Here is a 25195-nt window from a genome sequence, read left to right on the forward strand (position 1 = left end):
ACATGAATCAGTAGATATAATACCTTGAACAAGCCGTACAAATCGGAAGCATATTTTTTTTCATATACGTGCGATACTCTTTGTACTTGTCACTGCGCCAGATGTCCAGCAAATTCTCTTCATTCACATTGCCGAAGGTCAAATCATAGAACGCATGGCAGGGCGAAACATCGCCCCTTGCCGTAATCTCCGCATACACCCATGGAAGGGAGCACTGATTTCGTTTATCCGCCATCTGATGGAACTGCCCTGAGAAATAGTTGCGCAAATTCACCTCATCTATCGTCTTCGGATAGGTGATCACATGGATGCTGTTTTTCAAGCAATACGCTTTAACCTTATTGAGCTGTCTCGTTAATTCCGGAATATCGATCTGGCTAAACGAACTGATGTCCCGCCACACCATCCCCTTGGCATAAGGAGCTTCATGCACGCCGAATTCCCCGCTAAGAACCTCCACATATTGGTCATACTGCTCTTCCGTGGCATAGAGCTGCACTTCCATGCTGATATGGTCCAGCATCGACAAGTCGATATGCTTGAAGAAAAATTCCTCGACGTACATATAGTTCAGGGGCGTAATGATAAAGGATACACCCAGCTTCGGAAATTGCTTGCCTTTGCTTTGCCGGAGCTCATAGAGCTTCTCAATTCCCTTGATTACTTTCTTGAATACGCCTCTGCCCCTCTGCCTGTCGTTGATTTCCTCAGGGCCGTCGAGCGACACCCAAATTTTATTGGGCGCATTCTCGGCAAGCATCTCGGCATGCTGCTCGAGCAATGTGCCGTTCGTGGGGAAGTCCGCTACGCTTCCATAATGATTGATCATGGCGAGAATATCGCTCAGCCAAGGGTACATCAGCGGCTCGCCGCCGAAAAAATCATAATACGGCTTGCCGGGGCTGCACTCGGCGATGATCTTTTTGATCAGATCGGGGTCCAGCTGCGCTAATGTTTTTTTGCTTTTGTAGGGCCCTTCGAGTCCCCACTCATAGCACATCTTGCATCGCAAATTGCACTCCTCGAGCAGCTGCAAGACGATCCATCTCGGATAGCTTGTCGTATCCCGGGCGACACTCAATTTGTTAACACTCATCGCATAACCCCTTCTGCCATTGAAATCTTACCTCTTCATTAACGCGACTCTTGAACAATAATGATCCACATAATTCGTCCGTTCTCCGGGTCTGTTCTTGATCGCTTGATGCATCTCCTTAAGAACATCTACGGAAAAATCCATCTCCCGCCATTTCTCGTAGCGTATTCCGAACCCAAGCGACTCCCACAATTCCAGATTGCTAAGCTCATGACTGCCGAACGGCTCCAGCAGAATAAGAGGGGTTTCGGAGGCAAGCGCGTCGATCAATGTGCCCGCTCCCGGCTTGGCCACGATAGCCATCGCCTCCGAAGCGACGTCAAATAACCAATGATGATCCGCCTCAGCGGCGTATGAATTCGTAGCTTCTCCCGCTATTTCAATATATGGCGGGAACTCGTGCAGGCCGCTTCCGCTCTTCACCCATGAACACCATTCAGGATCGTTCATCCAATACCGGTGACCGGGATCGGGCTTCGCTTCCTTCCAGTCGTAAGCTACGATATCCAGCCCATAGTTATGGCCGGCAAGCTCCGGAATTGTACTTTGATAAGTGCCCATCCCCCAGCCGCCGCCATGAACAACAAGCCGCCGCTTCCTTGATTCGAAGGGCAGCGGCGCACCCGGAAGAACCGGGATTTCGTATCGAATCGCCATCTTACCGGTGTCATAGAGACAAGCATTGTAATAATGCTCGTCATAGCGGGGATGAAACTTCTTCAGGCTCTTCCAGGACGGGGCCAGATCGGAATCGACATAGAGCAGGTCTACATGAATTGGACTCGGCAGCATCTTCTCCCTGTACAGATCCAGAATATAGACCCAGTGTCCGGATAGCGATATGAATTCGCAGCGTTCTTCCGCTGCCCACGCCTCCAGCAATAGCTCAACCTGGGCGTAATCCATGCTGCTCCGGATATCCATCGGCATTCGCGCCGAAAAATTGGCAAGTGCGAAATTATTGTGGTACGCCGTCCTGCTGTCTGCAATATGATCCCTTTTGTCTTGCTCCAAATAGCTTTCGAACACGAGCACTTCCGTCGCGATATCCCTTTCCTTGAAAACGCTTGCAGCTAATAGGCCGGGAATATAGAAACCCAGACCGAAACCCGAGCATAGAATCGTTATTTGCCGCTTACCCATAAGCTCTCTTCCTCCATCCATGGTTTCAAGCGCTTCCCGTCTATCGTTCATGCAGATGCTGTCTTCTGCAGCTCCGAGATATAATTGCAAAAGGCCGTGACCGACTCCAAAAAATCGAAGTCGAATTGTTCAAAATCGATTTCAATACCGAAACGCTCTTCCACCTTTAATAGGAAAGTAATTAGCTGTAACGAGTCGAGTCCCCCGTCTTCCATGATGCTGGAATGCTCGTTCAAGCGGTTTGCCAGCTGGGCGTCGTCCTTGATTTCGCTTATCATCGCTATGATCTGTTCTTGCATAGGTACCTCCCGTTTAATGGATATATTGACCTTGGTAATACTGGATCGTTCTAGCGAGTGCATCCTGCAAACCGATCGCCGGTTCCCAGTCCATAATCGTCCTTGAAATGGTAATATCCGGCTTCCTTCTCCTGGGATCGTCTTCCGGCAGCGGGAGAAACTCGATCTGCGCGTTGGACTTCATGAGCTCCTTCAATACTTGGGCGACTTCAAGGATGGTGACTTCCTGCGGATTCCCCAAATTGACCGGCTGTTCATATGTGGTGCCCAGCAGTCTTATAATCCCTTCCAGCAAATCGTCGATATACTGAAAGCTTCTCGTCTGTCTGCCGTCGCCATAAATCGTAAGGTTGTGCTTGGACATGATTTGATTAATGAAATTGGTAATGACACGACCGTCATATAAATCCATCTTCGGGCCGAATGTATTGAAGATTCGAATGACCCTTACCGGTATGCCGTATTTCCTGTTCATCCAGTAGGTGATCGCCTCTGCATACCGCTTCGCTTCGTTGTAGCAGCTTCTTGATCCAATCGAATTCACGTTGCCATAATAGCTCTCCGGCTGAGGGTGAACGGTTGGGTTACCGTAGATCTCGCTTGTTGAAGCCAAGAAGAACGCAGCCTGCTTTTCTTTGGCCAGTTGCAGCAGATGCATCGTTCCTTCGCTGTTGACCCTCATCGTTTCGATCGGATAGGACAAATATTTGGGCGGGCTGGCAGGACTTGCGAAATGCATCACCCAATCGACCGGACCTTCAACTGCGAGCGGATAAATGACGTCATGCTCAATAAACCTGAAATTGGGGGAAAGTAAGAGATCGTCCATGTTGACAGTGGACCCGGTCAGCAAATTATCGACCCCGATAACGGTATGTCCTTCCCGCAGCAGCCTCTCGGCAAGGTTGGAACCGATGAAGCCTGCGACTCCTGTTAATACAATGAATATAAAGATCCCCCCTTTGCTTACGGTTGGTTAAACAGCAGGAACTGTGCAGAGCTTATTCAATACGCTGTATCGCAACGATTATAATCCCAGCATCACTCCCTCCATATGTAATATCTAGAACACCATGGGCTCCGGAATGCTCACCTTCTTCAGCCATCGTTCAAGGAATATGGCTTCTTCATTTTCTATCTTCGTTATCAGTGTATGTAAGCTGTCTATAATACTCACATCCCTTGTCAAATTATATTTAAACGCTACATTCACAAGGATCTTCGCCTTCACTTCAATAGCTGCGAATTCATCAATATGCTCTTGATTTAAATGAATAAGATGCCGATGATCGTACAAATACTTGAATCTCAGCGTCATTATCTTCTTATGATCATAAAGTAAATGAAAGGGTCTTATATCAAGCATAGCCTTATGTTCCGCTGTCTCTTTCACATAATTAAATAGAGTGGTGTATATTTGCATGCCGAAGTCAAGATGATCCCTGTCGCCCCCATAGTTGAACATCTCCCAATATTCCGGCGTTCTCTTAGTGAAATAATTTCTTATAGAATTCACTAGGGTATCTGCACTGAATTTATCCTGATGTTGGCCATTGAATTTATACAGATACACCATTTCTCTCAGATAATCATGATTGGTTGTTAGATGATTAGTGTTGAACGCAAGATTGAAATCGGCAAATGAGATCTCAGCCTGACTGTACACGCCGTTCTTAAAGAAATCGGAAACATACAATATCTCCCGATCTAAATCATAGCCATACACAAATATGTCATGATGCAATTGGAGTCTATGATATCGGTCGCTTAGGGGCACGTAGAAATAATTGATCATGGTATGGATATAGTTATTGGCATTAATATTTTCTATAATAAAATGAATAACAGAGTCCCATTTAGTCGTTACAGTATCTCTATGTATCTTCTGAGTCGAAATCCATTTGCAACCTTCCGAAGGCCGCAGCTCATACGCCAGAGGGAAATAGAAATCTCCCCAATGATGTTTATAATCTTTGTTAATAAATAATTGAATATAATTGCTGAATATCCATGGGTGTGCGCACTCGTAGTGGGTAAGTATGGACAAGAGATGGGCATGCTGCGTATAGGTTGTAATCATCGGATAACGGACCGGCAATCTTTCGCTGCGCAATGTTTGAGTTGTATTCTTCAACTTTTCGTCCCCCCTATTCCTTTAGCAATAAGCGCTTCGTGCTTGCCCTGTCCAGTTTTCCTGTTTTTGTTTTTGGAATGTCATCTATAATCCTCCATTGTCTAGGTACTTTATACGAGGATAAATGCAAGTTGCAATGTTTGGTCAGCGCATCTATATCAACCAGACATTCTTCACAAATTTTCAGCAATGCGACGGGTACTTCGCCCAACAGATCATCGGGCACACCAACAACCATGACCTCCTCCACTTCTTTCAAGCCGTATAAAAACTCCTCAATTTCCTCCGGATAAATATTGATACCGCCGGATATAATGATATTTTTCTTTCTCCCTGTGATGATGAGACACCCTGATTCATTCCAATATCCCAAGTCTCCTGTCTTTAACCAACCCTCAACAATGGTAACGTTCGTTAACTCCGGGTTCCTGTAATAACCGAGCATCACATTCGGGCCCTTGACCCAAATTTCTCCTGTAGCAGCAGTTCCTTTAACCTCATTCTCTTCTTCGTCAACAAGCCGGACAGACACGCCACTGACGGGTGTTCCACAGGTCAGGCTTCGGTCTCCCCGTTCCATCATACTCACCCGCGGAGAAGCTTCTGTTAGTCCGTAGGTTTGAATAATATCTGCTTGGGGAAATACAGTCTGAAGCTGGTCTATTAATTTCGCAGGAATCGGCGCACCGCTTATAACAATAAATTCAATGGAATCAAAGGCACTCCAGTGGGTTGTCTGATGATAATCGGAAATAAAGTGCATCAATTGCGTAGGCACCGCTGAGAATGCCGTGACCGCCTTATCCTGAAACAGTCTAAACGCTGTGCGCGGCAGTAAGGGCAAGCTGATCAGCTTAATTCGGGTTCCAAATAGCATGCAAGAAATCAATTGCGTGACAATCGTAGAACTGAAATGAACGGGCATCGTGACAAGAAACGAATCTTGATCCGTATACCCGACCTTCTCGCCATGGGCCAGCGCATTCGTTAATACATTCCGATGGGATAACATAACGATTTTAGAGGGTCCGGTTGTGCCCGAGGTAGGAAGGAGAATCGCACAATGATGGGGATCGGGCGGATTCGTGAACGAGATCGATTCGAACGAAGGCAGCGGTTCTTGCGAGAAATCCTGAGCGGTAACCCAATGAATATCACAATTTAACCGTGCAGGCTGTGCATATTTGCTGATAACCAGCTTGGTATCACTGGCATGCAGGATATGTTCAATTTCCATGATGGAAGCCGAGTACGGAACCGGTACCAGCACATGACCGCAGAACTGAATGCCAAGCGCCGCAGTAAGGAACAAGGGCTCATTATTGGTGTATACTGCAAGATGACTTCCGGCCTCAAGGTCAAAATTCTTTTGGACATATAGAGCAATCAAGTATGCTTCTGTCATCACCTCTGCATAAGTCCATTGCCGCTTTAGATCTTGAAGGATAATATGATCCTTGCGATCACAAGCCTCCATGAATAAATGCTGAATGATAGTCATCATATCGTTTTCCCGGCCAAATAATTAAGGATTAATCCAGCCGTGGAGAACTTCTCAAACAACAGATCCTCATCAGGGATCGAGATATTAAACTTCGATTCCATTGAAACAATAAGCTTGATGAAGCCTGCCGAATCGATCCCCAGGTCCAGCAAAGGGGTATCGGGATCTTCCGGATACTCGATGTCCAGCTCAGCAAAAACTTCATCTCTCAAGATAGATTCTATTGATTTAGACATCCTGTTTCCTCCGTTAGATAATCTTTAGAAAGGCTGATTAGAGAGGATAGCATACATGGTGATATTCAGTAATGAGTAAGTGAAAGTGAGTGTGAAGGAGAATAATCTCAAAACGATGGACAATGTGCATTCGCACTAAGAGAGTTGTTTGCAGAGATGCTGCAATTAATACTGGAGGCGGAATAGGACTCGGCGCAGGAATGAAAAGCAGAAAAAAGCATTTTCCCAAGCGATAAAGCCCTGCTGAAAATGCTCTACTTCACTACGGTGAATGACACCCGTAAATGGATATCTTTAGTATAAATTGCAAATATACCAATTGTCAACAATTTAAAATTTTATGCAACACTAGTGAGTACGTCCTTTAGCTGAATAAAGAGGTATATCAGTTGATATACCCCTTTATCCATCTTATTACAATCCAATTAAGCCGTTTCCATTTTATTTGAACTGGAACCAGGTTAAATTTGCAACTGTGGTTGAATCTGACTTCACAAAAGTAACATATACCGTATGGGTTCCTACCGCTGTCCCGGCAGTAAGCGGGATATTCTTGAGGGACCATGTCTGCCATCCGCCTGTGCTTTCGGCCGTCCAAGAACCCAGCATAGTGCCTGTAGGGCTATCCAAGTGGAATTCGATCCTTCCGCCGGAATTAGCGGATGCGACCTTCATATCAATGCTTGTTTTAGCTGTACTGCCAAAGTCTACATTTTTAAATGCGATATAGTCGCCATTACTCCCGGCACCCACATTCAGCCCGCCGTCAGTGCTTGACTCATAGGAAAGAACACCGGAACTAAGGTTATAGCCTTCTGCTTCGAATTTCAATGTGTTGAATTTTGGCTCTGCCGCATAGCTGTTCGTATCTGTTATTTTCAAATCTGTCAAATTATTCACCGCAACTCCACCGACGCGAACATTGTTCAATGTCACTCCGGAGACCGTAGAGGTGTCACTCCAACCCTTCATTATTGAAACCTCGCCCAGAGCGCGTAAATTGATATTATTATAGACCACATTTTTGATCGGACCGGTTTTTGCCGAAAGATCAAACCATCTGGAGTGAACACCGGATCTTGGCCAGAAGCCTTCTACATCTATATTGTCGAATACGATGTTCTGTGCTGCTGGAGTCCCATAGAGATGACCTACCGCTAAAGCGCGCCAGCATCTGTATACAAAAGAGTTTTTAACCACGATGCCATCCTGAAGCTGTTTCACTCCATCTCCGACCTTGAAGGCTCCACATCTGCTCCAGGCCAAAGCATCATCCACCACTACATTTGACTGCTGTTCAGGACTTCCAGGCCAGTTTGCAGCTATATCCGTAGTAGCTACATCCCATGTCTTAAAGGAGTAAGTGTCATCCTCCGATACGGCGACAGTGTGCTTTATGAGTACATTTTGGCTCTCTTGGATGTCTATTGCATCATTTTCATAATCAAGTTCATTATTGTTGAAGTGCTTAGTATTTTGGAAGGTTACGTTATTGGATCTGGTAACGATTGTAGCCCAGCCTCCGCTGTCTCTGATGGTTATGCCGTCAACTGTGAAGTTGCTGCACTGCAAGGGTACAAGAATATTGTTCAAATAATTGTTTGTATTTCTCATATAATGGCCATTGCCGTCAATCGTTCCCCTGCCGTATATCTTAATATTGTTTGCATTGGTTTCGGTATAGATAAACCACGTTCCATCCTTATTTAGAGAATTCTTATGAAAATGGGTAGTGTAATCGCTTGGATTTCCTGAACCCCTGATCACAGAACCACCCGCCAGATAAACCGAAACATTGCTTTTTAGAACAATGTTACCGCTCTTGTACACGCCGGCTGGAACGTATACGATACCACCGCCTGCTGCGTTAGCCGCATTGATGGCATTCTGTATGGCAGTTGTAGCCAATGTGGCACCGGTACTGTCAGCACCGTACTGGGTTTTAACATTGTAAATCCCTGTACCGGATGAGGCCGGAACATTGGTTTCAAGCGCATCTGCCGCAATGACCAGATCTTTGAGATTATTGATTTTAACGATAAGATAGGTTGGCGATGAAAGGGTAAAGGTCAGCGTATTTCCGCTCTTAGTTGCAGTGATTCCCAAAGCTTTGGGAGAAATATTATAGGTATTGATGGGCTCGCTTGCTGTGATTGTGATTGTAGTCGTACCTGAAAAAGAGAAATTACAATAATTATAGTTTACAAATACCTCTGAAGTGTCGATTACCGGTATATTGGTAGAGTCTGCTGTTACCGTGTATTGACTGGTCGTGGTATAGACCGACGGTAACGGATAGCTTACAATTGTACCCGCCGCGCTTGCTGTCAAAGGAAAGACAGGTAACAGATTGGCCATACAAAAAATCAATAATGCACTTAATAACTTTAACTTCCTTAACATAAATAAACACCTCTTTCATATTTTTTTAGAAAAGACTCTGCCATCTCTTTTGTATTCGCTTACAACCTGATTATAGTTTGATAGGTGCATCCGGATAAGGCGGGTAATCCCACATTAAGGGCAGATTTCTGCAGCAGCTTTATACAGAGAAGGGAAGCCACCTCCGCCGGTCTGTGTGGAAACTTTTAGGTACGTATCTAAATACCTGCTGCTGAACGATGCAAATGCCACTCTCACCGGCCGCTTTTAAGGAGCAATAATGTTGCTCTTTTTGCAGGATTTCTCTAAAAATATCTCCTAAATCGAAATAAAGACGCTGCGGGGAGTCATTCCCGAGCGCCTTATTGCTTTCTTTTATGTCTAATTATCACCTACTTCAGCTCCAGTACAGCCACACTCTCCACATGCACCGTATGCGGGAACATGTTATCCTGGGATGTGATCTGTAGCATTCCGCAGAAACCTTGATTTGACGGGCTTTTGCCAATGGACTTCCGTTCTGGAAGGTTGATTTCCGCACGTTTCTGTTGATGTTTTACATCAATTTTACATCAATATCAGATATAGCGACCACATCGTGCTACCAGCGAGGATGTCAGTAATGTGTCTTTATTTTGGAAGAATTAATAATACCAATAAGTCGCCAACCTAAGGAGATTAGATAATCGCATGCTAAAAATCCTGAGAAATTAACGGCCGTAAGTGAATTTGTTGCCAACTCCCTTTCCATTGATCTCATCAATTATATAAGTTAGCGACCCACTTAATATGTCTATTTTTTTCTATTACAAGGCAGTTTCTAGGGAATCCCACAAAGTTAATTACTGTGCACGAGTCCGACAATCCAGTAGCTTGTAGTTCCCCTAAAATATTTAAGAACTCCTCTTACGAGGAATTCTCATTTCAAGCATCAATGATAGTATAAGTGAGTATAACAAGTACAATAACCTGAATCAAACCAATAAGGTGGTTAACTATCGCAGGATTTAGCTTACTTTATCATTTCTATTTTCCACACCACTGTTTTCTCCCAGTTCACTTTTATATCTATAATTACTTTGGTTCCTACAAGTAATTTCTTCATGAAAATATGTGAATCTCGAGACTTCAGAAATATCATCTATAATGTTGTTGAACAACTCCTTGTCTAGATCTCTAATATGGTCAATATAGTCAATCCAAAATTTTCTTTCTGACAATAAAAGATCTTCTCGTTCAGCCCATTTTTGTGTGAGAATAAGAAAGTCATTTTTATTGTTACAATTTTCATTTATAACATAATTATAAAATTGACAAGTATACTCTGATTTTAATACCATGCTTGCTATATAAAATAGTATTAAATTGTACTTTTCATTATTATATGTATTACTATTTTTCACTAGTAATATTGTATTCAAAAATCTTTTTGCTTTTCTTGGGTTTGTATTAACAAATAAAAAATTAATCTTGTTTAAGATAACTAAATCAGTCTCACTTATTAAGTGGAAATTCTCATTATTGATGTAATCTCTATGCCTTTCAGAATTATACCTTGTGACAATCTTCCCACTCGAACCATATTTCCCACTATAATTTTCATCATTGATGATTTCATTTAACTCATTTTCTTTGAGTTCTACTTTTTGTTGAGAAATATTCTTTCCAATCATCTCAATAAAGTTCACAGAGTTTGCCTGGCTCATTTTTTTGAGCCAATAAGGTAAATGTATGATCTTTTCTAAATAATTTATTGCAAATAAATTCTTATCAGTGTCATTATCTTCACTAAGCATTTGACTATATTTACTTGCTATACATTTATTTATCCATTTCGTGTCAACAGCCATAATAACTATAAAAAGATTTGTCGAAAGTAATAAATGAATTGCTTGTAAAACATCAACAACCTTGTCTTCAGGACATCTATCTAAATCATCAATAATAAGAACAATTTTGCTAATACTTATTATTCCGCTTTTACTTTCCCTTTCTTTTTTCATCTTCACTTCTTTAAGGATTTTGTCTAATTTTTTCATATCGTCGCTAATTGTAGCTATAAATCCAAGATTGGTTTTGTAATCCTCATTATTAATTTTATCAATAATAAAGTCTCTCATGTAGCTTATAGGTAATTCCTCACTACTATTTTCCTCTAAATTTTTTAATTCAGCTTTCAAAGAAATAATTTCCGCTTCTATATTTTTTTGTTCTTTTAATTTATTGAAATACTTAAATATTATTGATTCAATTTTCTTAAAAATTTTAAATAATGGTAAAATTGCGGCCATTATTGTTCCACCATATAAATATAACAAAGAGCCATAATGTTTCAGAAAATGCTGACCTATCACTAAAGCTAATATTAAAATTATTATATAAATATAAGAGGAAATATTCTTAAAAATATAAGAACACATGAAACTAACTTCTTTTACAATTGTCATATCTTTATACTTTTTCATATGCTCTATATTACTAATGACCTCATTTGCAAGTTGTTTCTCGTGATCTGAAGTAGCTATATCAGAGATAACTTCGTCCCTAATATTTCTTTTACATTCTTCTTTATCATTTTCTAGTTTAACTATTCTTTTGCCTATTTCCTCTCTCTCTTCGCTAAGTTTTCTATCAGCATATACTTTGTAGTGTTCTAAATTTTCAAATAAATCTTTAGTTTTAACATTATATCTATCTTGTATTGCTTCAAAGATTTTATAGACCAAATTAACTATAATATTAGAGTCATAATAATTCCATGCATTAAATTCAATAACTAGAGGTGTACTTTCATTAATATCAACATTACTCTCATTTAGTTTTTTACTTATTTCCTTAATGAAAAAACTTTTACCTGAACCCCAATCCCCAAATATACCTATATTTAACGGAAGTTCTAAATCCTCTTGAATAATTAAATCACAAAAGACTTGAACCTCTTTATTAATTTCTAAATAATCCTCTTTGCTGTTTTCAGAAAATATTTTCAACTTAAAAATCTGATCCAAATCTAATGGAAGATATTTAGAGTATCCTTGTGCACCTTGCTTATTAGAATACTTATAGCTCAATGAACTACGAGGTTTTCGTTCCCCTAAACAGCTATTTTCATTTTCAATCATATGATTTTCACACAAATATCCACATGTATAGTCATGTTCTAAAAATTCCTCATTGTTATGTGCATACATATCATAAAGAAATACTGCATAATCGGCATGATTGTTACAATCTTCAGCTTCACAATACTGATAATTATTGAAGTCAATATAATTTTTTATATAGGAAGGTTCAATAATTACGTCATAATTTTCATATTCTTTAAGAAAAGTTTGAATTAATTTATCTGTTTGAAATAGATAATTATCAATTATTTTCTTGATGTCAATTTCTAAGTTTACATTTTTCAAATCTGATATTTCAATTTTTGTACCATTAATGCTACCTTCGGAGTAATGAGAATTCTTTTTTGTGGATAAATCTTTCAATGCAATTAAAGAGTCATTACTAGAAAACGCTTTTCTATTTATGTTCTCATTTAAGTACTTCTTTATATTTTCATAGCTCACTTTATTAGCTATGTTCTCACCTATATTAAGCGATATATATACGTTTTTTTGAAAAATATCAAATAGCAGTACTGTATAAAAGCCAGTTTTCGAGGAAGTGGTTAATCTCGGATTGAATATACCTATATATGGGATTTTGTGAACTCTACCAGTTTGAAATGCTACACTCACCTTGTATTTACCATAAATAGTAGCTAAGCAATTTTCCACTTTTTCAATGACAGTTAATATATTTTTTTTTATTGGATGGATCAATTTCTCATATTCATCTACAGAACTATTTTTCTGACCCGGAAGCCCTTCATATATTTGATAATATAGTTCAAAATATTCTAAGCAAAATAAAATTATATTATTGAGTTGATTTTTTTTGTCTTTGGTAACTTCATTAATTTCAAATATTGACTTTTCTAAATTTTCAATTTGTTTTTCAGTAATTTTATAATTCTTAAGTAGTTCAACATTTATATTCAACTCTAACAATTCCGGCATTATTCTTATTCCCCTCTGTACTAAATAAACTAATATTCTTGAAAACATAAAAAACTCTTAGTAAAATAATACCATATACCTTTGGATAAACGGAGGGAACTTTAGCAAAAAAAGAGACAATCGTATGAATATCTCATTTAATCCTAAATAAATTTTATAGGAGCGTAATACACTTAAAAAGCCTTCTGTTTTTGAAACGTTCAAGCACAGGTTAGTGAAATGTCGTCCATCTATTCTTTTTATTCACTCTATTTCACCCAAGGTTTCAAGTTCAAATTTAATTGATACATAATAAAGATGAACTATAGATAGCAAACAAAACAAAACTGGCCACTACTAGGAACTCTAGGTGGTCAGTTTTGTTTGTTATACTAATGGACGACCATCTGTACCCTTCCTAATCGGAGGGACATTTACACTGACACCATCGTTTTCAATCTCAATCACTTCAATAAGCCCGTTTTGAATACTAGGCTCAAGTGCTTCCCATACCTTGAAATAAGGCTCAAGTTCTTGATAATGGCTGCCAGGAAGATATGGGGTGTTCCAATAGTCAGGCAGGTAGCCCGGATGGGGCCGTCATGGTTACCGCTCACTTCGATTTTCCGCAGCGTTATCTTACCAACTTTGTCCAGGTATAAGTAGAAATAAACCCGCCGGTCTTATGCCTGGAGGGTTAAAGTTTTTAGGCACTTAGGTTTTCTGTTTTCCATTAACATCGTAAATGTATAGTCCACGCTACCACAATATCACCAGGAAGTATTTACCGCTTGTTTTGAATGTTAACCTTACTGTAATGTTAAATAATAAACCACCACATTCTAATTCATCCGTATCGGAGGGATAGTTTGTGGTGGTTTTTTTTGATTTTTTGAAGTAATTGAGCTAATTAACGTTGAACCGCTATTTAGGATATGGGGTGTTAGTGTGAATCCATGAATTGATTGAGTCTCTGTAAAATATGATTCTTCTTCGTACTCTTACAAAGGGAATCTGATTTTCACGTACCATTGTATAGATACAGTCTGTTGAAACACCAAGATAATTTGACAACTCCGATACAGAAAATACAACTTTCATTTGTAGTTCAGCTTGTTGTAAAGTTGAATTTCCGTCACCGCTATCAGCAGTTGTGTTAGATTGAAACTTTTCTTTCCCGATACTTACTAGTAGTTGTTCTTCCATTTGTAATAGTGTTTTTAATAATTGAATTCGTAATATTTCATATTCGCTCATAAAGTTACCTCCAAGAGATTGTTCAATTCAACACTTTACATAAAGTAATCATCACAATGATTGATGCTCTTGATTTGCGCTTTAAGATTACAGATCCCAACTTGATATGAATTCTTATTGATATATTATTGCCGGAATTGCCTGCAATTTGGAGTTTTAACATCTTTGAATATCTAATTGCGGTTTCAGTAATGTCAAGCATCAGTTATTAACCCAGCATGCCTAAGTTGTACCTTGGACTTACAGATGTAAATAATCAAGCAAATATCGTTGTACTACAGAATCACAATCCCTCCAATTGAATCAAGAATCTTTCACCAACAAGACTTCGGAGGTGTCTTAATATCAGTTTCCCCAATTTAACGCATTGGTTCAAATTTCTCAGTTCAACTGAGAGTTTCTATAATACTCGCCAATCTGTATTAATATGGTTAGTGGTGATGCTATGAACACTACCATCAAATATGATGGCGTCTATCAAAGTCATGTTCGTTTTCTTGTAGATGAATATTTTGCGGTAATGCATAAGTTAGAGAATGCAAGTAATTTAAAACAATTACAAGCAAAACTAAAATCAATAAAACGCAAATTATGTCGGTTGGATTATATGGATGTATTGGCGTTGCAAAACTCCATTGAGCTTTGGCATTTACTTATGAATGATCCAGACCTGTATTTTAGACGCACGCTCTGCAGAAAATTATTTAATCTTTCAGAGCCTGACGTAGCAGAAGCACTTGGGTATTCTGCTACAAGAGCTGGCGCCGCACATAATTTATTTAATTCATCTGGCATGCCACATTGGCCTAGACCATTCCAACTTTCCATTTTACTTAATCATCCTTGGCAATTGGTTAACAAAAGTGATCCCGAGGAATTTTCATACTCTACACCAGCAGAGTACTTCGACCCCGGAGTTGCAAAAAAAATTCACATTAAGGATCTATCTACGGAGAGAAACCAAGTAAAGAGCATTGCGGGCTTTGTCATTTTAAATCCCCAGGAGCTCTTTCCACTAGAACTGCCTCCTGTGACCGGACGCTGGGTTACCACTTATCCCGAGATGGATTACTTCGAGTTCCATCTCTACCATGAGCCCGTACTTGATAAAGCTTTACAAAAACGCATCCTTAACGCATTTCCATTAGCTAACGATGCAATAAGAACCTACATCCCATTTAGATCAAAAATGAGATCCCTTTGGATCATGATGCCAAAAGTGGGACGGGAGCAAGACTATAAGGGCCTTATTACAGAGTTCAAGACATTTAGGGATGCTACAGTCCACTGTCAACTAAGGTAGCCATACTAAGCCGTCTCCTTCCTGAGACGGCTTTCTCAGTTAGACTGAGAAAGTTCAAAGTTCACTTCATCCATGGCCATCCTAAAGGTAAAGATCAAATTTGGAGGCCTATACAGTGGATCAATACAGCCATTTCATTACTAAGAACGAGCAGTCGAAAACTGAAGAAACCCAAGAATCTTTTCGGCAGAATTTTTCTTTTGCCGAAAAGATTCTTGACGTTCAGGGTATGTTTCCCACCCTCAGTGACGATCATGATATTAGAAAAGTCACGCGTGAGAAGGTGGAACATATGCTGTATGCCAAACAACTGATACCTGAAATTCAACCTATCGAGGGCAACACGTATCTGGGTGCAGAAGGGATCAATAATTGGATATGGGAAAACAGAGTGCAACCTGAAATCCCTCAAAGTTTATTACGAGAATATTTACGTCGTAGGATGCACAATACACCGCATAACTTTTTCAGAAAATTCCAACTTACTCACAATCTTGTGCTTCACACTGCGAAGCTTTTTGAGATCGCTCCTTCTCAAATTGAAGATAGACACTTGCTTGATCCCAAAACCTTTCACCAGGGTTTTGAACAACTAGCGAAGGATGGGGTCACGTCAACTCTATTCCACTTTTTAATGCGAAAATCCATTCAAAACGGAATATTAGATAGAAACCTCCCATTCGTTAAAGCATCAGACAAAGAATCACGCATGCATCCGAGAATCCTCAACCTCCAAATGCATATGGAAGAAAAAGGACTATCTCGTAAATATATTCGGAATACAGCTACCCACGTACACCAACTCTTGGTTTGGCTTTGTGCAAATGTCCAGATGTTTAAGACAACAAGTCCAGATACGATCTCAATTTTCCAAATCCAAAATGAACATTTGCTGATGTACCGCACCTACAAGCTAAGGCTCGTAAGGGATGATGGCAACAGCCGAATCTCATTTGCACATAGTATATATGCCATACGCTTATTCTATCGCTTTTTGCATGAGAAATTTGGCTATGAGGCCCCCTTACAGCGCTTCAATTCCATAAAGGCCCCCCGATACAGCCCTCGTGAACTTCCAACGGATCAGCAAATCAAAGCATTCTTTCATGTGGTGGCGCAATACGCAAGAAATCCTGTCCGTGAAGAGATTGGGTACCGATTGATGTTCCATCTGGGGTTACGCTTATCGGAAGTAGCGCATCTCAAATGGAGTGATATTAATTTAGGAACACGAACGATCGTCATCCACAGTAAGGGCAAGAAGAGTCACGTTTTACCTCTCGTTGGAAAGCTCTATTCCCTTTTACAAGAGCTTCACACACAGCCGAAGACAACCTACCTCATGGGACAAAGTATCTCTACGATTAAACACGAGGTATATGAATATTTCATTCTTTATGCGATGATTACCGGTTGGCCGTTTCCAGGTGGCGTTCATATCTTTCGCCATATGTTTATTACGCGTCTTGCATACAAGGGCGTCCTTCCTCAAGCGATAAAAGAATTAGCCCGTGTACGAATGCTGGATACCGTAGGGCTATACATGCATATGGCACACCGAGATCAGCACATGATTAGTCAAATTGATCTGCTCAAATATGAGTAAGGAGGAGGTACGTTATGCCTATATTTGATGATACGATAGCCAATGATATTGCTTTTGAAGAAAACCTACTCCAACTGGCCGATCAATACGGACCAGATGCGTTTAAACGCATGCTGCAGCGCCTGTCTCCTCAAAACCATGCTGATGCGATAAAAATGAAGGAATCGGTTCTGCTGGATGTTGCGGTTCTCCATTATTACGAGAGCGATGCGTTTCAGAGCTTAGCAAAAACCTCGCAACAGGCATATCGCTATGAAATGAATTTGTTCTTACGGTATTGCGAACGCTCAAAAGGAGCAAACCCAAACATCAAGGAGATTTCATCTGCAGCCTTTTTAAACGACTATCTAGCCCCTGTTCAAAAACTGAATACACGTAGCAAAAAATCTGCTTTTTTACGAAGTTTTCTGGGAGAGGTTTTTACTCATTTTTTCAAGCAGGATATCCGAAAACTCAAACGAACCCTCTCTATGGAAATAGATCAAAACCGTGAGCCACGTGCGTTTACCAAAGAACAGTTGGATGAGCTGCTGTGCCTAGTTCGACTCGGTCGCGAAGCTCACCGCAATTTCACCATTTTATGGACCTTTTTAGGCTCGGGTATTCGGCTGAGCGAATTGTTACATCTACAGATTGGTGATATTGTTTCATCTCGGCAAGAGATCCTTGTACGTGGAAAAGGAAAAAAGGGATTTAAACAGCCTAGCAAAATAACCAAATCCTCCCTTGAAATACTGAGCAAATACGTGAGCTTTCGTTACCATGGCGTGAAAGACGCGCAAGATTATCTGGAACGATATATTTTTTCGGACGACAGTGGAAAATCCCCTTTACATGAAAGTACGGTTCAGAAGATGTTTGCTGCCTTGATTGATCAAGCAACCTCTATACCCGGCTCCGACAAAAAACCTTATCAGCTTTCCGTACACTCTTTACGGCATTCCTTTGCTCTCTATCTCCTTGAATCCGGTGTAAATCTATACACGATTAAGGAACTAATGAGGCATTCGTGGCTGAGCTCTACGGAGGTTTATTTAAAATTGTTTGATAGTATGCTGGTTAAAGCAATCGATCAGCATCCCCTCGCTCAGCTTAAAGCAAGCGATCTCTTTTGAATCAGGAGGCAATCCCTATGGCTTTTTTACTTCAGTCTGCCTACTTCCAGATCTGGAGCAACCAATTCACATTAAGAAATTCAACCAAACACAAATATATAAGCGTACTCAAGAAATTCGAAGCTTTCTTATTTCACAATGGTTTTGAAGGAGAACTTGATTTTGATCGATTTCATGCCAGTCGTGAACACCCCGGCAGATTTCTCCCGATTCAGCGACAGGTCTTTGATCGTTTTTTCATGGACTTAAAACATCATGAGCATATGTCGAATATGAATTTAGCAGCAACCATTACCGTGTTACGATGTTTCTTTGAATTCCTGTATGAGGCGGATCTGATTCAACATAACCCACTGCTCGGATATCCTAGACCAAAGTTCGAATCTCCCATTCAAAACACAGCTTTCTCAAAAGCAGAGTGTCTCGCCCTTCTTCAAGCTGCGCTGCATAGAAGCCCATTCTACCGGCAAGAGTTTGTGTTTCTCTGGTTCATGCTGATCACGGGTCTCCGACTTTCAGAGGTCCGCTTTCTAAGGCGGAAACGGGTACACTTGGATACACGGATCGTCCACGTTTTTGATGCACAAAAAACCGAGAAACGACCTGTCGCCCTCCCTAAAGATCTCACGGCAGAACTTGAACGGTACATCCAACATCCTGAATATCTTGAGTATGCTAATCAGGGGGATGAGTACCTATTCCATCAACAAGGAAAAATCATGACCGTTGATAAGATTAAACAGATACTATCTGAATTAGCTCAAGATGCAGGCCTTGGCGGACATATTCGGCCACATGATCTTAGACGAACAGCAGGATATTTGATGCAGACAGGTGGTATGAGCATCATCGATATTCAGCATCAGCTGCGACATAAAAATGTAGGAACAACGTTGCGATATGTACCACCTTTAAATGATTTGACTAAGATTCTTGAGGATACCTAAGGTGAATATTAATCTATTAAGGTAAGGTCTCACTTCTTCATGAATGGACATAATGACTAATATAAAACTCCATTGTAGAAGGTGTTTTGACTTGGCTAATATCCAAAAACGTGGTGATAATTCATGGTTCTTAACAGTTAATGCTGGTAAAGACGCTAGAGGAAAATACGTTCGTTTCACAAAAACCGTTCATTGCCGAACAAAAAGAGAAGTGGAAAGCGAATATGCTAAATTTCGGATGGAAGTGGAGGCGGATGAATATGTATCGCCTCAAAAACTAACATTTGGGGCGTTCGTCGAAGAATGGAGAGATAAGTATGCCGTAAAGCATCTGGGATTCAAGACGTTATACACATATGACTCTAATCTTAAAACCCGAATTCTTCCGTACTTTCAGCATCTAAGACTGGAGGAAATTAAACCACTTCAGATCGTAAACTTTCTGAATCAACTCGAAAAGGTAGGTAGCCGTGGAGATAAAAAAGCAGGAGGTTTAGCTTCTGGAACAATCGAAATTCAACACCGTATCTTAAAAAACATACTCAAACGTGCAGTGGAATGGAGAATTATTAAGCGAAACCCGGTTATCGATGTGCAGAAACCAAAGGTAAATGCAAAAGTGATCGTCCCCTATAATGAAACAGAAGTTGAACAAATGCTTCGAGCGTTGCAACGTGAGCCGTATCACTGGAGGGTTATGATCACTTTGGCTCTTACAACCGGATTGCGGCGGGGCGAATTACTCGGGCTGGAATGGAAGCATCTTGATTTCAACAATGGTATTTTGGATGTGTCACAATCACTGATTCATGCTCTTAAAGGTGAGGTCATTGTCAAATCTCCCAAGACAAAAAAATCTATTCGGAAAGTAGCGTTACCAAGTTCTATGTTAAAGGAATTGAAAGAATACTACGCTTACAGAATGCAAGAACGAAATGACATTGGCGATTCATGGTATAGCGGAGATTGTTTTTTTATGTTCTCACATCCCGATGGACAGCCTTTTCACCATGAGCGTCCCTACCTTTGGTTTCGACAATTTATTAAGAAAAATGGCTTTCGGTACATTCGATTCCATGACCTCCGGCATACCTCAGCCACGATTCTCATTAACCAAGGCGTTCATGCTAAGATTATCTCAGAGAGACTTGGACATGGGAGCATCGCCACAACTATGAATATTTATGGTCACGCTCTCCGTACCGCTGACCAAGCCGCAGCTGATAAATTCGAATCGTTTTTTAAATCTGGTGCTGCACAAGGATAGTAAAGGAGACGGATAGAAATTTCCTGGCGTCTTCTTTTCTCTCTGGATTATGAAGTAATGCTTATCCCCATAACATCCCAGCTTTGACTTAAGCAGTTTGTTAGGCGGCTCCATATCCTCACATATAGATATCAGCCTTGGATCAGCTAATACAAATCACCTTACATTTATTCACAGATACCAGCCACAGTATTACTCAAAGATGACTTTATCTCTTTTACAAAAGGCTCTGCATTCGTTTGATGTTGATTTTCGACCAGAAATAAACCACTATTGTTAAGCGATTCATTGAACCTATTGAACTAAAGTTTCTGTTGGCCATAGGTTATGAAACGGTTCTCCGTAATAGCTGAAGAGGCAAGTTTTAATAGCATTGCCTAAACCAGTCAAAAGGCTCTCGGATGATACTTCTGAGGTTGGCAGCTTCAAAGCCTCCCGTCAGCCGCTACTCGAACCATCTCGGAAGTCTTAAAATGCTGTCCGAAGTTTGTTGTGCTGAATCCGCTTGAATCGGAAGAGGTATTCGCGTTGAAGAAGTGCCAGTGGTATACCCTTTTAGGGGGCGTCGACCAAGGGGTAATGGGAAAGCGCGAAAAAAGAAGCAGCGAAGAACTTGAGACTGTTCTTTGCTGCTTCTTTTTATTTATAACATTCTACTAATCTAGTTGTATTAAAATCCTGTATAAACCAATCCATTGAAACTAAATAATCTTTGATCTCTCTTATGTCCAATTCAATTTCCATGTCTTTCAGATTAACGTATAGAACTCTGAAAAGATCATCGATTTGATGTGAATATATTTTTACTAACCCCTCGCTGTTTCCGCTTAAATGAGTATAGTATTCAATTTTATGATTCATGAAGCTTCGAATATCCTCTTTACTCTCAGTTTGATCGATCCCGAGTTTTGAACATATATAATGATATCGCAGCTTTTTGCATGAATTGATGCTTTTTAATGTCCCTTTATAAAGCTTGATGAGTTCACTTTTGTTCATACACACATATTCATTTTTCAAATAAAATAGTTGCACTTCATTTACTAAATTTATAAGTTGGGATGAGTTTATAACATAATTCAAATTAAGATATCGCACTTCTCCATCACTGTAATAATCATTAATATCTATATGATTAGACTGTGTCTTTTTTAAAAAGCCTTTCGTTTGTGCAGCGTTATGCTCTTGCATTACTCTGGGTAATAATTCTTTCGTTAACCATGCGTAGGCATTACTCACAGTCCAATAGTCTCTTGGTCCATATTTCTTTGACAAGCCTGATTTATTCCATAATAACCACACCTTATCTGAAGGCGTCCAGCTATAGTGATCTTCTATGAAGCTGTGAATGATACATTTTAATCCTTCGTTATGGTCTTCACTTGCTTTCTTCATATAAATTTTCAACATATTATTTCCAGTGGCATCAAAGATATGCCAATCGGAATCGCCATTTTCATAATCGTACTCTCTGGAAAACGTAAGGATTTTTCTCCAAACATCCATACTGACCTTAATTAAATGATATTCATCCGGATGATAATGGTTAGGAGTGAATTCTCTGCAATCCATGATTTCTTCTGTCAAGCGGATAGCCTCAATATATTTAACAATAAATTTATCAATAACGGCACAAAGATTGCCCAATTCTTCATAGCTTAGATTAAATCTTGAATTCCCTAACTGAACCATATAATTATTTTCATCAAGTTTCGCCACAACATACCGTCGCATTTCAAAATCTATTGGAGTGTTATTCCCAGGATATAATTCACTTAGTATTTCTTTATGTCCTAAATTAATGTTGGTTCCCCGGATGTAAAAGCTGTTAAATGTAAATAAACACGAGCCTCTGTTTTCTCCAACTGCAGGAAGCACCCCTTCCAATATAACTGTTTTATTTCTATATTCTAAATATTTTTTATTAAACGTATGGCTTTTTTCCTCTACACCAAAATCGGCTACATAATTATTGATGCGGTCCGTATACTCCTCAGCTGTAATCTTCCCCTCAGCTAATTGCTTTCGAATGGCTTCTATACTAAGCGCATATCGGGCTTCTTCTTCAAATTTCCTGATATGTTTTCTCACATCTTTTATTTTATTTTGTGCACGCCTTAATAAACGCGCGACAATCTCATCCGGCAATTCCGTATCCCGCTTTTCATTGTTGCATTTTCGATGAGCGGGTCTTAAATTTTCTAAATGATTAAAATCAAAAGTGGAGGGCAGGTTAAACTTCTTTATAATTTCTATTGCTTTTTGATTATCTTCAAATGTTTTTCCAGGGATAATGTGGTCAATTTCTAATTCGGAATAATTAAATAAATCTTCTAAACAAACTGCACACCGCCTTTGATAAGCTTGCCAAAGGCCGTATCTAGCTTCGGGTTTGTCTTTTATACTCACTTCGGCCACTCCTTATGTTGAAACATTTATAGAACAAAATCGAAGGTACCTGCTCGAGTACCTTTACTATTGCTAAGTGTACCATTATAAAACTCAATCCATTGAACCATACCTTAGTCGAGCAGAGGCTTAGGATAGCATTTAATATTTTTATTATTATTTCACGGTTTAAAAACTTGCACCTATTTATGATACGGTTCACCGTATCATAAATGGGATAAAACCTGAAAACCTAGAGTGCATAATTCTTTTAATAATCTCGCTCACTTCTGAATGATCTTATTCTAAGTGTCTTATTAATATTTGTCGTCAGGAAGTTTGATATCCAGTTCTCTTCTATCTCCTCCTCAGATTCTTGATCTTCTTCTGTCTCTTCTTCCGATTCTTGATTCTCTTCTGTCTCTTCTTCCGATTCTTGATTCTCTTCTGTCTCTTCTTCCGAATCTTGATCTTCTTCTGTCTCTTCTTCCGATTCTTGATCTTCTTCTGTCTCTTCTTCCGATTCTTGATCTTATTCTGTCTCTTCTTCCGATTCTTGATCTTCTTCTGTCTCTTCTTCCAATTCTTGATCTTCTTCTGTCTCTTCTTCCGATTCTTGATCTTCTTCTGTCTCTTCTTCCGATTCTTGATCCTCTTCTGTCTCTTCTTCCGATTCTTGATCCTCTTCTGTCTCTTCTTCCATTTCATTTATTTTTATCTCTAAGAGATGCAATATTTCTTGGAATAATTCGTTGTCAAATGAGAATGCGTACTCCCTGATAACTTCCAATAAAACCTCATTTGCAGATAAAGGTTTATCTTTTGATTTATAATGTTCCATGCATAATGTAATCATGGATTTCTTAAGATACTCCAACACTATTGAATAATTTGGGTTAACGAAAGAAACATCATTCTGTATGAGTTGCTCAAAAAATTTATCATTTTTTATAAAAACTGTATTCTTATCTTTACCCAGCCAACCTTGGTTGCAACACTCATATGTAAAGAGCCAGCTACTCTCATAAAGACTCTCCTGAGTTAATAGGCTCTCATAGAAAGAAAAATCTAAAACCCCGTCTAAAAGCCCTTTAGCATTTAAAATCATAACGAGAGTATTTATTAATGCATTATCATTATTCAACAAAAGATTGCTTACATCTTCAATAATACGTAAATTAAGTTTGCTAGCGAAGCTAAGAGCCCATGACACCTCAAACTCATTTTTTAGTTCTATATTATCCTTAATAAGCACATTTATAAAATCTGTAAGCTTAACTATATCTATAGGATATCCTCTATATTTATAACCTTCAATAATTTCAAAAACAGTTGGAATAATTGATGAATCTACCAGAATCGATTGCAAAACTAGGGATTCGAATAGCTCCCAATTATCTTTACTTATTACAATTTTCCTGAGATTTTTTATTGCATAATTTAATATACCCTTTTCATTAGTTTCAATTTTAAACTTAAATGCTTTACCGAAATACTCTTTCAAATCATCTCTTTGCATAGCTATAGCAATTTGCTTGCTATCTCTTATATATCTAAATTTAAATTTTCTAAAATAATATAGCCATTCTGGTTCTAACCCCTGGGGAATTTTTATAATTGCTGTCTTCTCTACATTTAAATCTAATTCATACCTTTTTAAAACTTTATGTAACACATTAAGTGCTTTCTCTGCTTCTTCAGAAGAACTAAAATAGTATTCCATATCATCTGTATATCTAAAACCTCTTAAACTGTCACCGATTTCCCTCTTAAATTCATCATCAATTGCGGTACCAATTATCTCTTGAATTATCAAAGAGCTAACTGGACCAATAGGTATGCCAATAGTTTGTCCATCCTGCATATTCCTAACTAATGTATCTATTTTGTTGCCAATTAAATTTTCATCTTTTGTATTTGATTTAGCCACTTCTTTAGTATGTAGTGCCCACGGAATTGAATGAGTATAAATGCTAGGGTAGTATCTTGTAATATCAGCCTTCAAAATGTATTTTCTTGTTACAAGATTAGTTATCCTTCTATTAATTTTTTCTTCCATCTTAAATTTTGGTTTTATAGGCTCACTGTCATTCACTCTGGGAGTAGTCAGTGAATAATGTGATTTATTAAAATGATCACTTAATTTATCCCAATTTTCTTCCAGCAGTCTAGCTAATAATATATAATGTAGGGGATGTGGTACTGAGATTACTCTTCGAAAATTATCAGTTTTAGGGTATGAAATATCTATTAATTTACTCCATTTATTAAGTCCCTTTTTTGTGAGTTTTTCTTTTGATAAGTCAAACGTATTAACATGTTTACCAATATCAAGTGAAGTAAATTCTTTTGGCATTTCTTTAGGGAAATACCCTTGTGAAATTATTTTTTCTGCTATTCCAGTTACAGCTGACATATTCTCACGTCCTATTATATTTATGGTCTAACTTATTTGTGAGATATTTTATCATTCAGAAT

The 25195-nt window shown here is 39.2% G+C and carries 17 protein-coding genes; 5 read left to right on the forward strand and 12 right to left on the reverse strand.

Annotated elements, in window-relative coordinates; genetic code table 11:
- Positions 1-7: 7 nt before the first annotated feature.
- The 10 genes from MKY96_RS25310 to MKY96_RS25355 all read right to left on the reverse strand — a co-directional run bounded on the left by MKY96_RS25310 (position 8) and on the right by MKY96_RS25355 (position 14091).
- Positions 8-1096 (reverse strand): radical SAM protein, encoded by a 1089-nt coding sequence (locus MKY96_RS25310; protein WP_340944309.1) that lies wholly within the window; start codon positions 1094-1096, stop codon positions 8-10.
- 27 nt (positions 1097-1123) lie between these two features.
- The gene (locus MKY96_RS25315) at positions 1124-2290 is read right to left on the reverse strand and encodes a UDP-glucuronosyltransferase (protein ID WP_340944311.1); all 1167 of its coding nucleotides are present in this window, start codon (positions 2288-2290) and stop codon (positions 1124-1126) included.
- Positions 2287-2538: an acyl carrier protein gene (locus MKY96_RS25320; protein WP_340944313.1), complete on the reverse strand. Its 252-nt coding sequence runs from the start codon at positions 2536-2538 to the stop codon at positions 2287-2289. The genes MKY96_RS25315 and MKY96_RS25320 overlap by 4 nt, the downstream gene beginning before the upstream one ends.
- 13 nt (positions 2539-2551) lie before the next feature.
- On the reverse strand, positions 2552-3493 hold the full coding sequence (locus MKY96_RS25325; RefSeq protein ID WP_340944778.1) for an NAD-dependent epimerase/dehydratase family protein: 942 nt from the start codon (positions 3491-3493) through the stop codon (positions 2552-2554).
- Positions 3494-3601: 108 nt separating this feature from the next.
- Complete coding sequence (locus MKY96_RS25330) at positions 3602-4672, reverse strand: hypothetical protein (RefSeq protein WP_340944315.1); 1071 nt, start codon at positions 4670-4672, stop codon at positions 3602-3604.
- Positions 4673-4685: 13 nt separating this feature from the next.
- Positions 4686-6173 carry a class I adenylate-forming enzyme family protein gene (locus MKY96_RS25335; protein ID WP_340944316.1) on the reverse strand — a complete coding sequence of 496 codons (1488 nt, stop codon included), beginning with the start codon at positions 6171-6173 and terminating at the stop codon, positions 4686-4688.
- The gene (locus tag MKY96_RS25340) at positions 6173-6412 is read right to left on the reverse strand and encodes an acyl carrier protein (RefSeq protein ID WP_340944317.1); all 240 of its coding nucleotides are present in this window, start codon (positions 6410-6412) and stop codon (positions 6173-6175) included. The genes MKY96_RS25335 and MKY96_RS25340 overlap by 1 nt, the downstream gene beginning before the upstream one ends.
- Before the next feature lie 441 nt (positions 6413-6853).
- The gene (locus MKY96_RS25345) at positions 6854-8815 is read right to left on the reverse strand and encodes a carbohydrate-binding protein (RefSeq protein WP_340944318.1); all 1962 of its coding nucleotides are present in this window, start codon (positions 8813-8815) and stop codon (positions 6854-6856) included.
- A 986-nt stretch (positions 8816-9801) separates the two neighbouring features.
- Positions 9802-12855 carry an MrcB family domain-containing protein gene (locus tag MKY96_RS25350; protein ID WP_340944319.1) on the reverse strand — a complete coding sequence of 1018 codons (3054 nt, stop codon included), beginning with the start codon at positions 12853-12855 and terminating at the stop codon, positions 9802-9804.
- Positions 12856-13758: 903 nt separating this feature from the next.
- Positions 13759-14091, reverse strand: a complete 333-nt coding sequence (locus MKY96_RS25355; RefSeq protein WP_340944322.1) for an excisionase family DNA-binding protein — start codon at positions 14089-14091, stop codon at positions 13759-13761.
- 445 nt (positions 14092-14536) lie between these two features.
- Between MKY96_RS25355 and MKY96_RS25360 the strand changes: the two genes are divergently transcribed.
- From MKY96_RS25360 to MKY96_RS25380, 5 genes are all read left to right on the forward strand, one after another.
- Positions 14537-15394 carry a hypothetical protein gene (locus MKY96_RS25360; RefSeq protein ID WP_340944324.1) on the forward strand — a complete coding sequence of 286 codons (858 nt, stop codon included), beginning with the start codon at positions 14537-14539 and terminating at the stop codon, positions 15392-15394.
- Positions 15395-15509: 115 nt separating this feature from the next.
- Positions 15510-17000, forward strand: a complete 1491-nt coding sequence (locus MKY96_RS25365) for a tyrosine-type recombinase/integrase (protein WP_340944325.1) — start codon at positions 15510-15512, stop codon at positions 16998-17000.
- 14 nt (positions 17001-17014) lie between these two features.
- Positions 17015-18115, forward strand: coding sequence for a tyrosine-type recombinase/integrase (locus tag MKY96_RS25370; RefSeq protein ID WP_340944326.1), 1101 nt, complete (start codon positions 17015-17017; stop codon positions 18113-18115).
- A gap of 17 nt (positions 18116-18132) precedes the next feature.
- Positions 18133-19062, forward strand: a complete 930-nt coding sequence (locus tag MKY96_RS25375) for a tyrosine-type recombinase/integrase (RefSeq protein ID WP_340944329.1) — start codon at positions 18133-18135, stop codon at positions 19060-19062.
- Between the two features lie 91 nt (positions 19063-19153).
- On the forward strand, positions 19154-20329 hold the full coding sequence (locus tag MKY96_RS25380) for a site-specific integrase (RefSeq protein ID WP_340944330.1): 1176 nt from the start codon (positions 19154-19156) through the stop codon (positions 20327-20329).
- Between the two features lie 639 nt (positions 20330-20968).
- Here MKY96_RS25380 and MKY96_RS25385 read toward each other — a convergent pair.
- Together MKY96_RS25385 and MKY96_RS25390 are read right to left on the reverse strand one after the other, a co-directional pair.
- Complete coding sequence (locus tag MKY96_RS25385) at positions 20969-22738, reverse strand: HNH endonuclease (protein ID WP_340944331.1); 1770 nt, start codon at positions 22736-22738, stop codon at positions 20969-20971.
- Between the two features lie 511 nt (positions 22739-23249).
- A complete protein-coding gene (locus MKY96_RS25390; protein ID WP_340944332.1) occupies positions 23250-25133 on the reverse strand; it encodes an RNA-directed DNA polymerase in 1884 nt (627 codons plus the stop codon).
- Positions 25134-25195: the final 62 nt, after the last annotated feature.

Source organism: Paenibacillus sp. FSL R7-0302, assembly GCF_038006885.1.
Taxonomy (GTDB): domain Bacteria; phylum Bacillota; class Bacilli; order Paenibacillales; family Paenibacillaceae; genus Paenibacillus_AQ.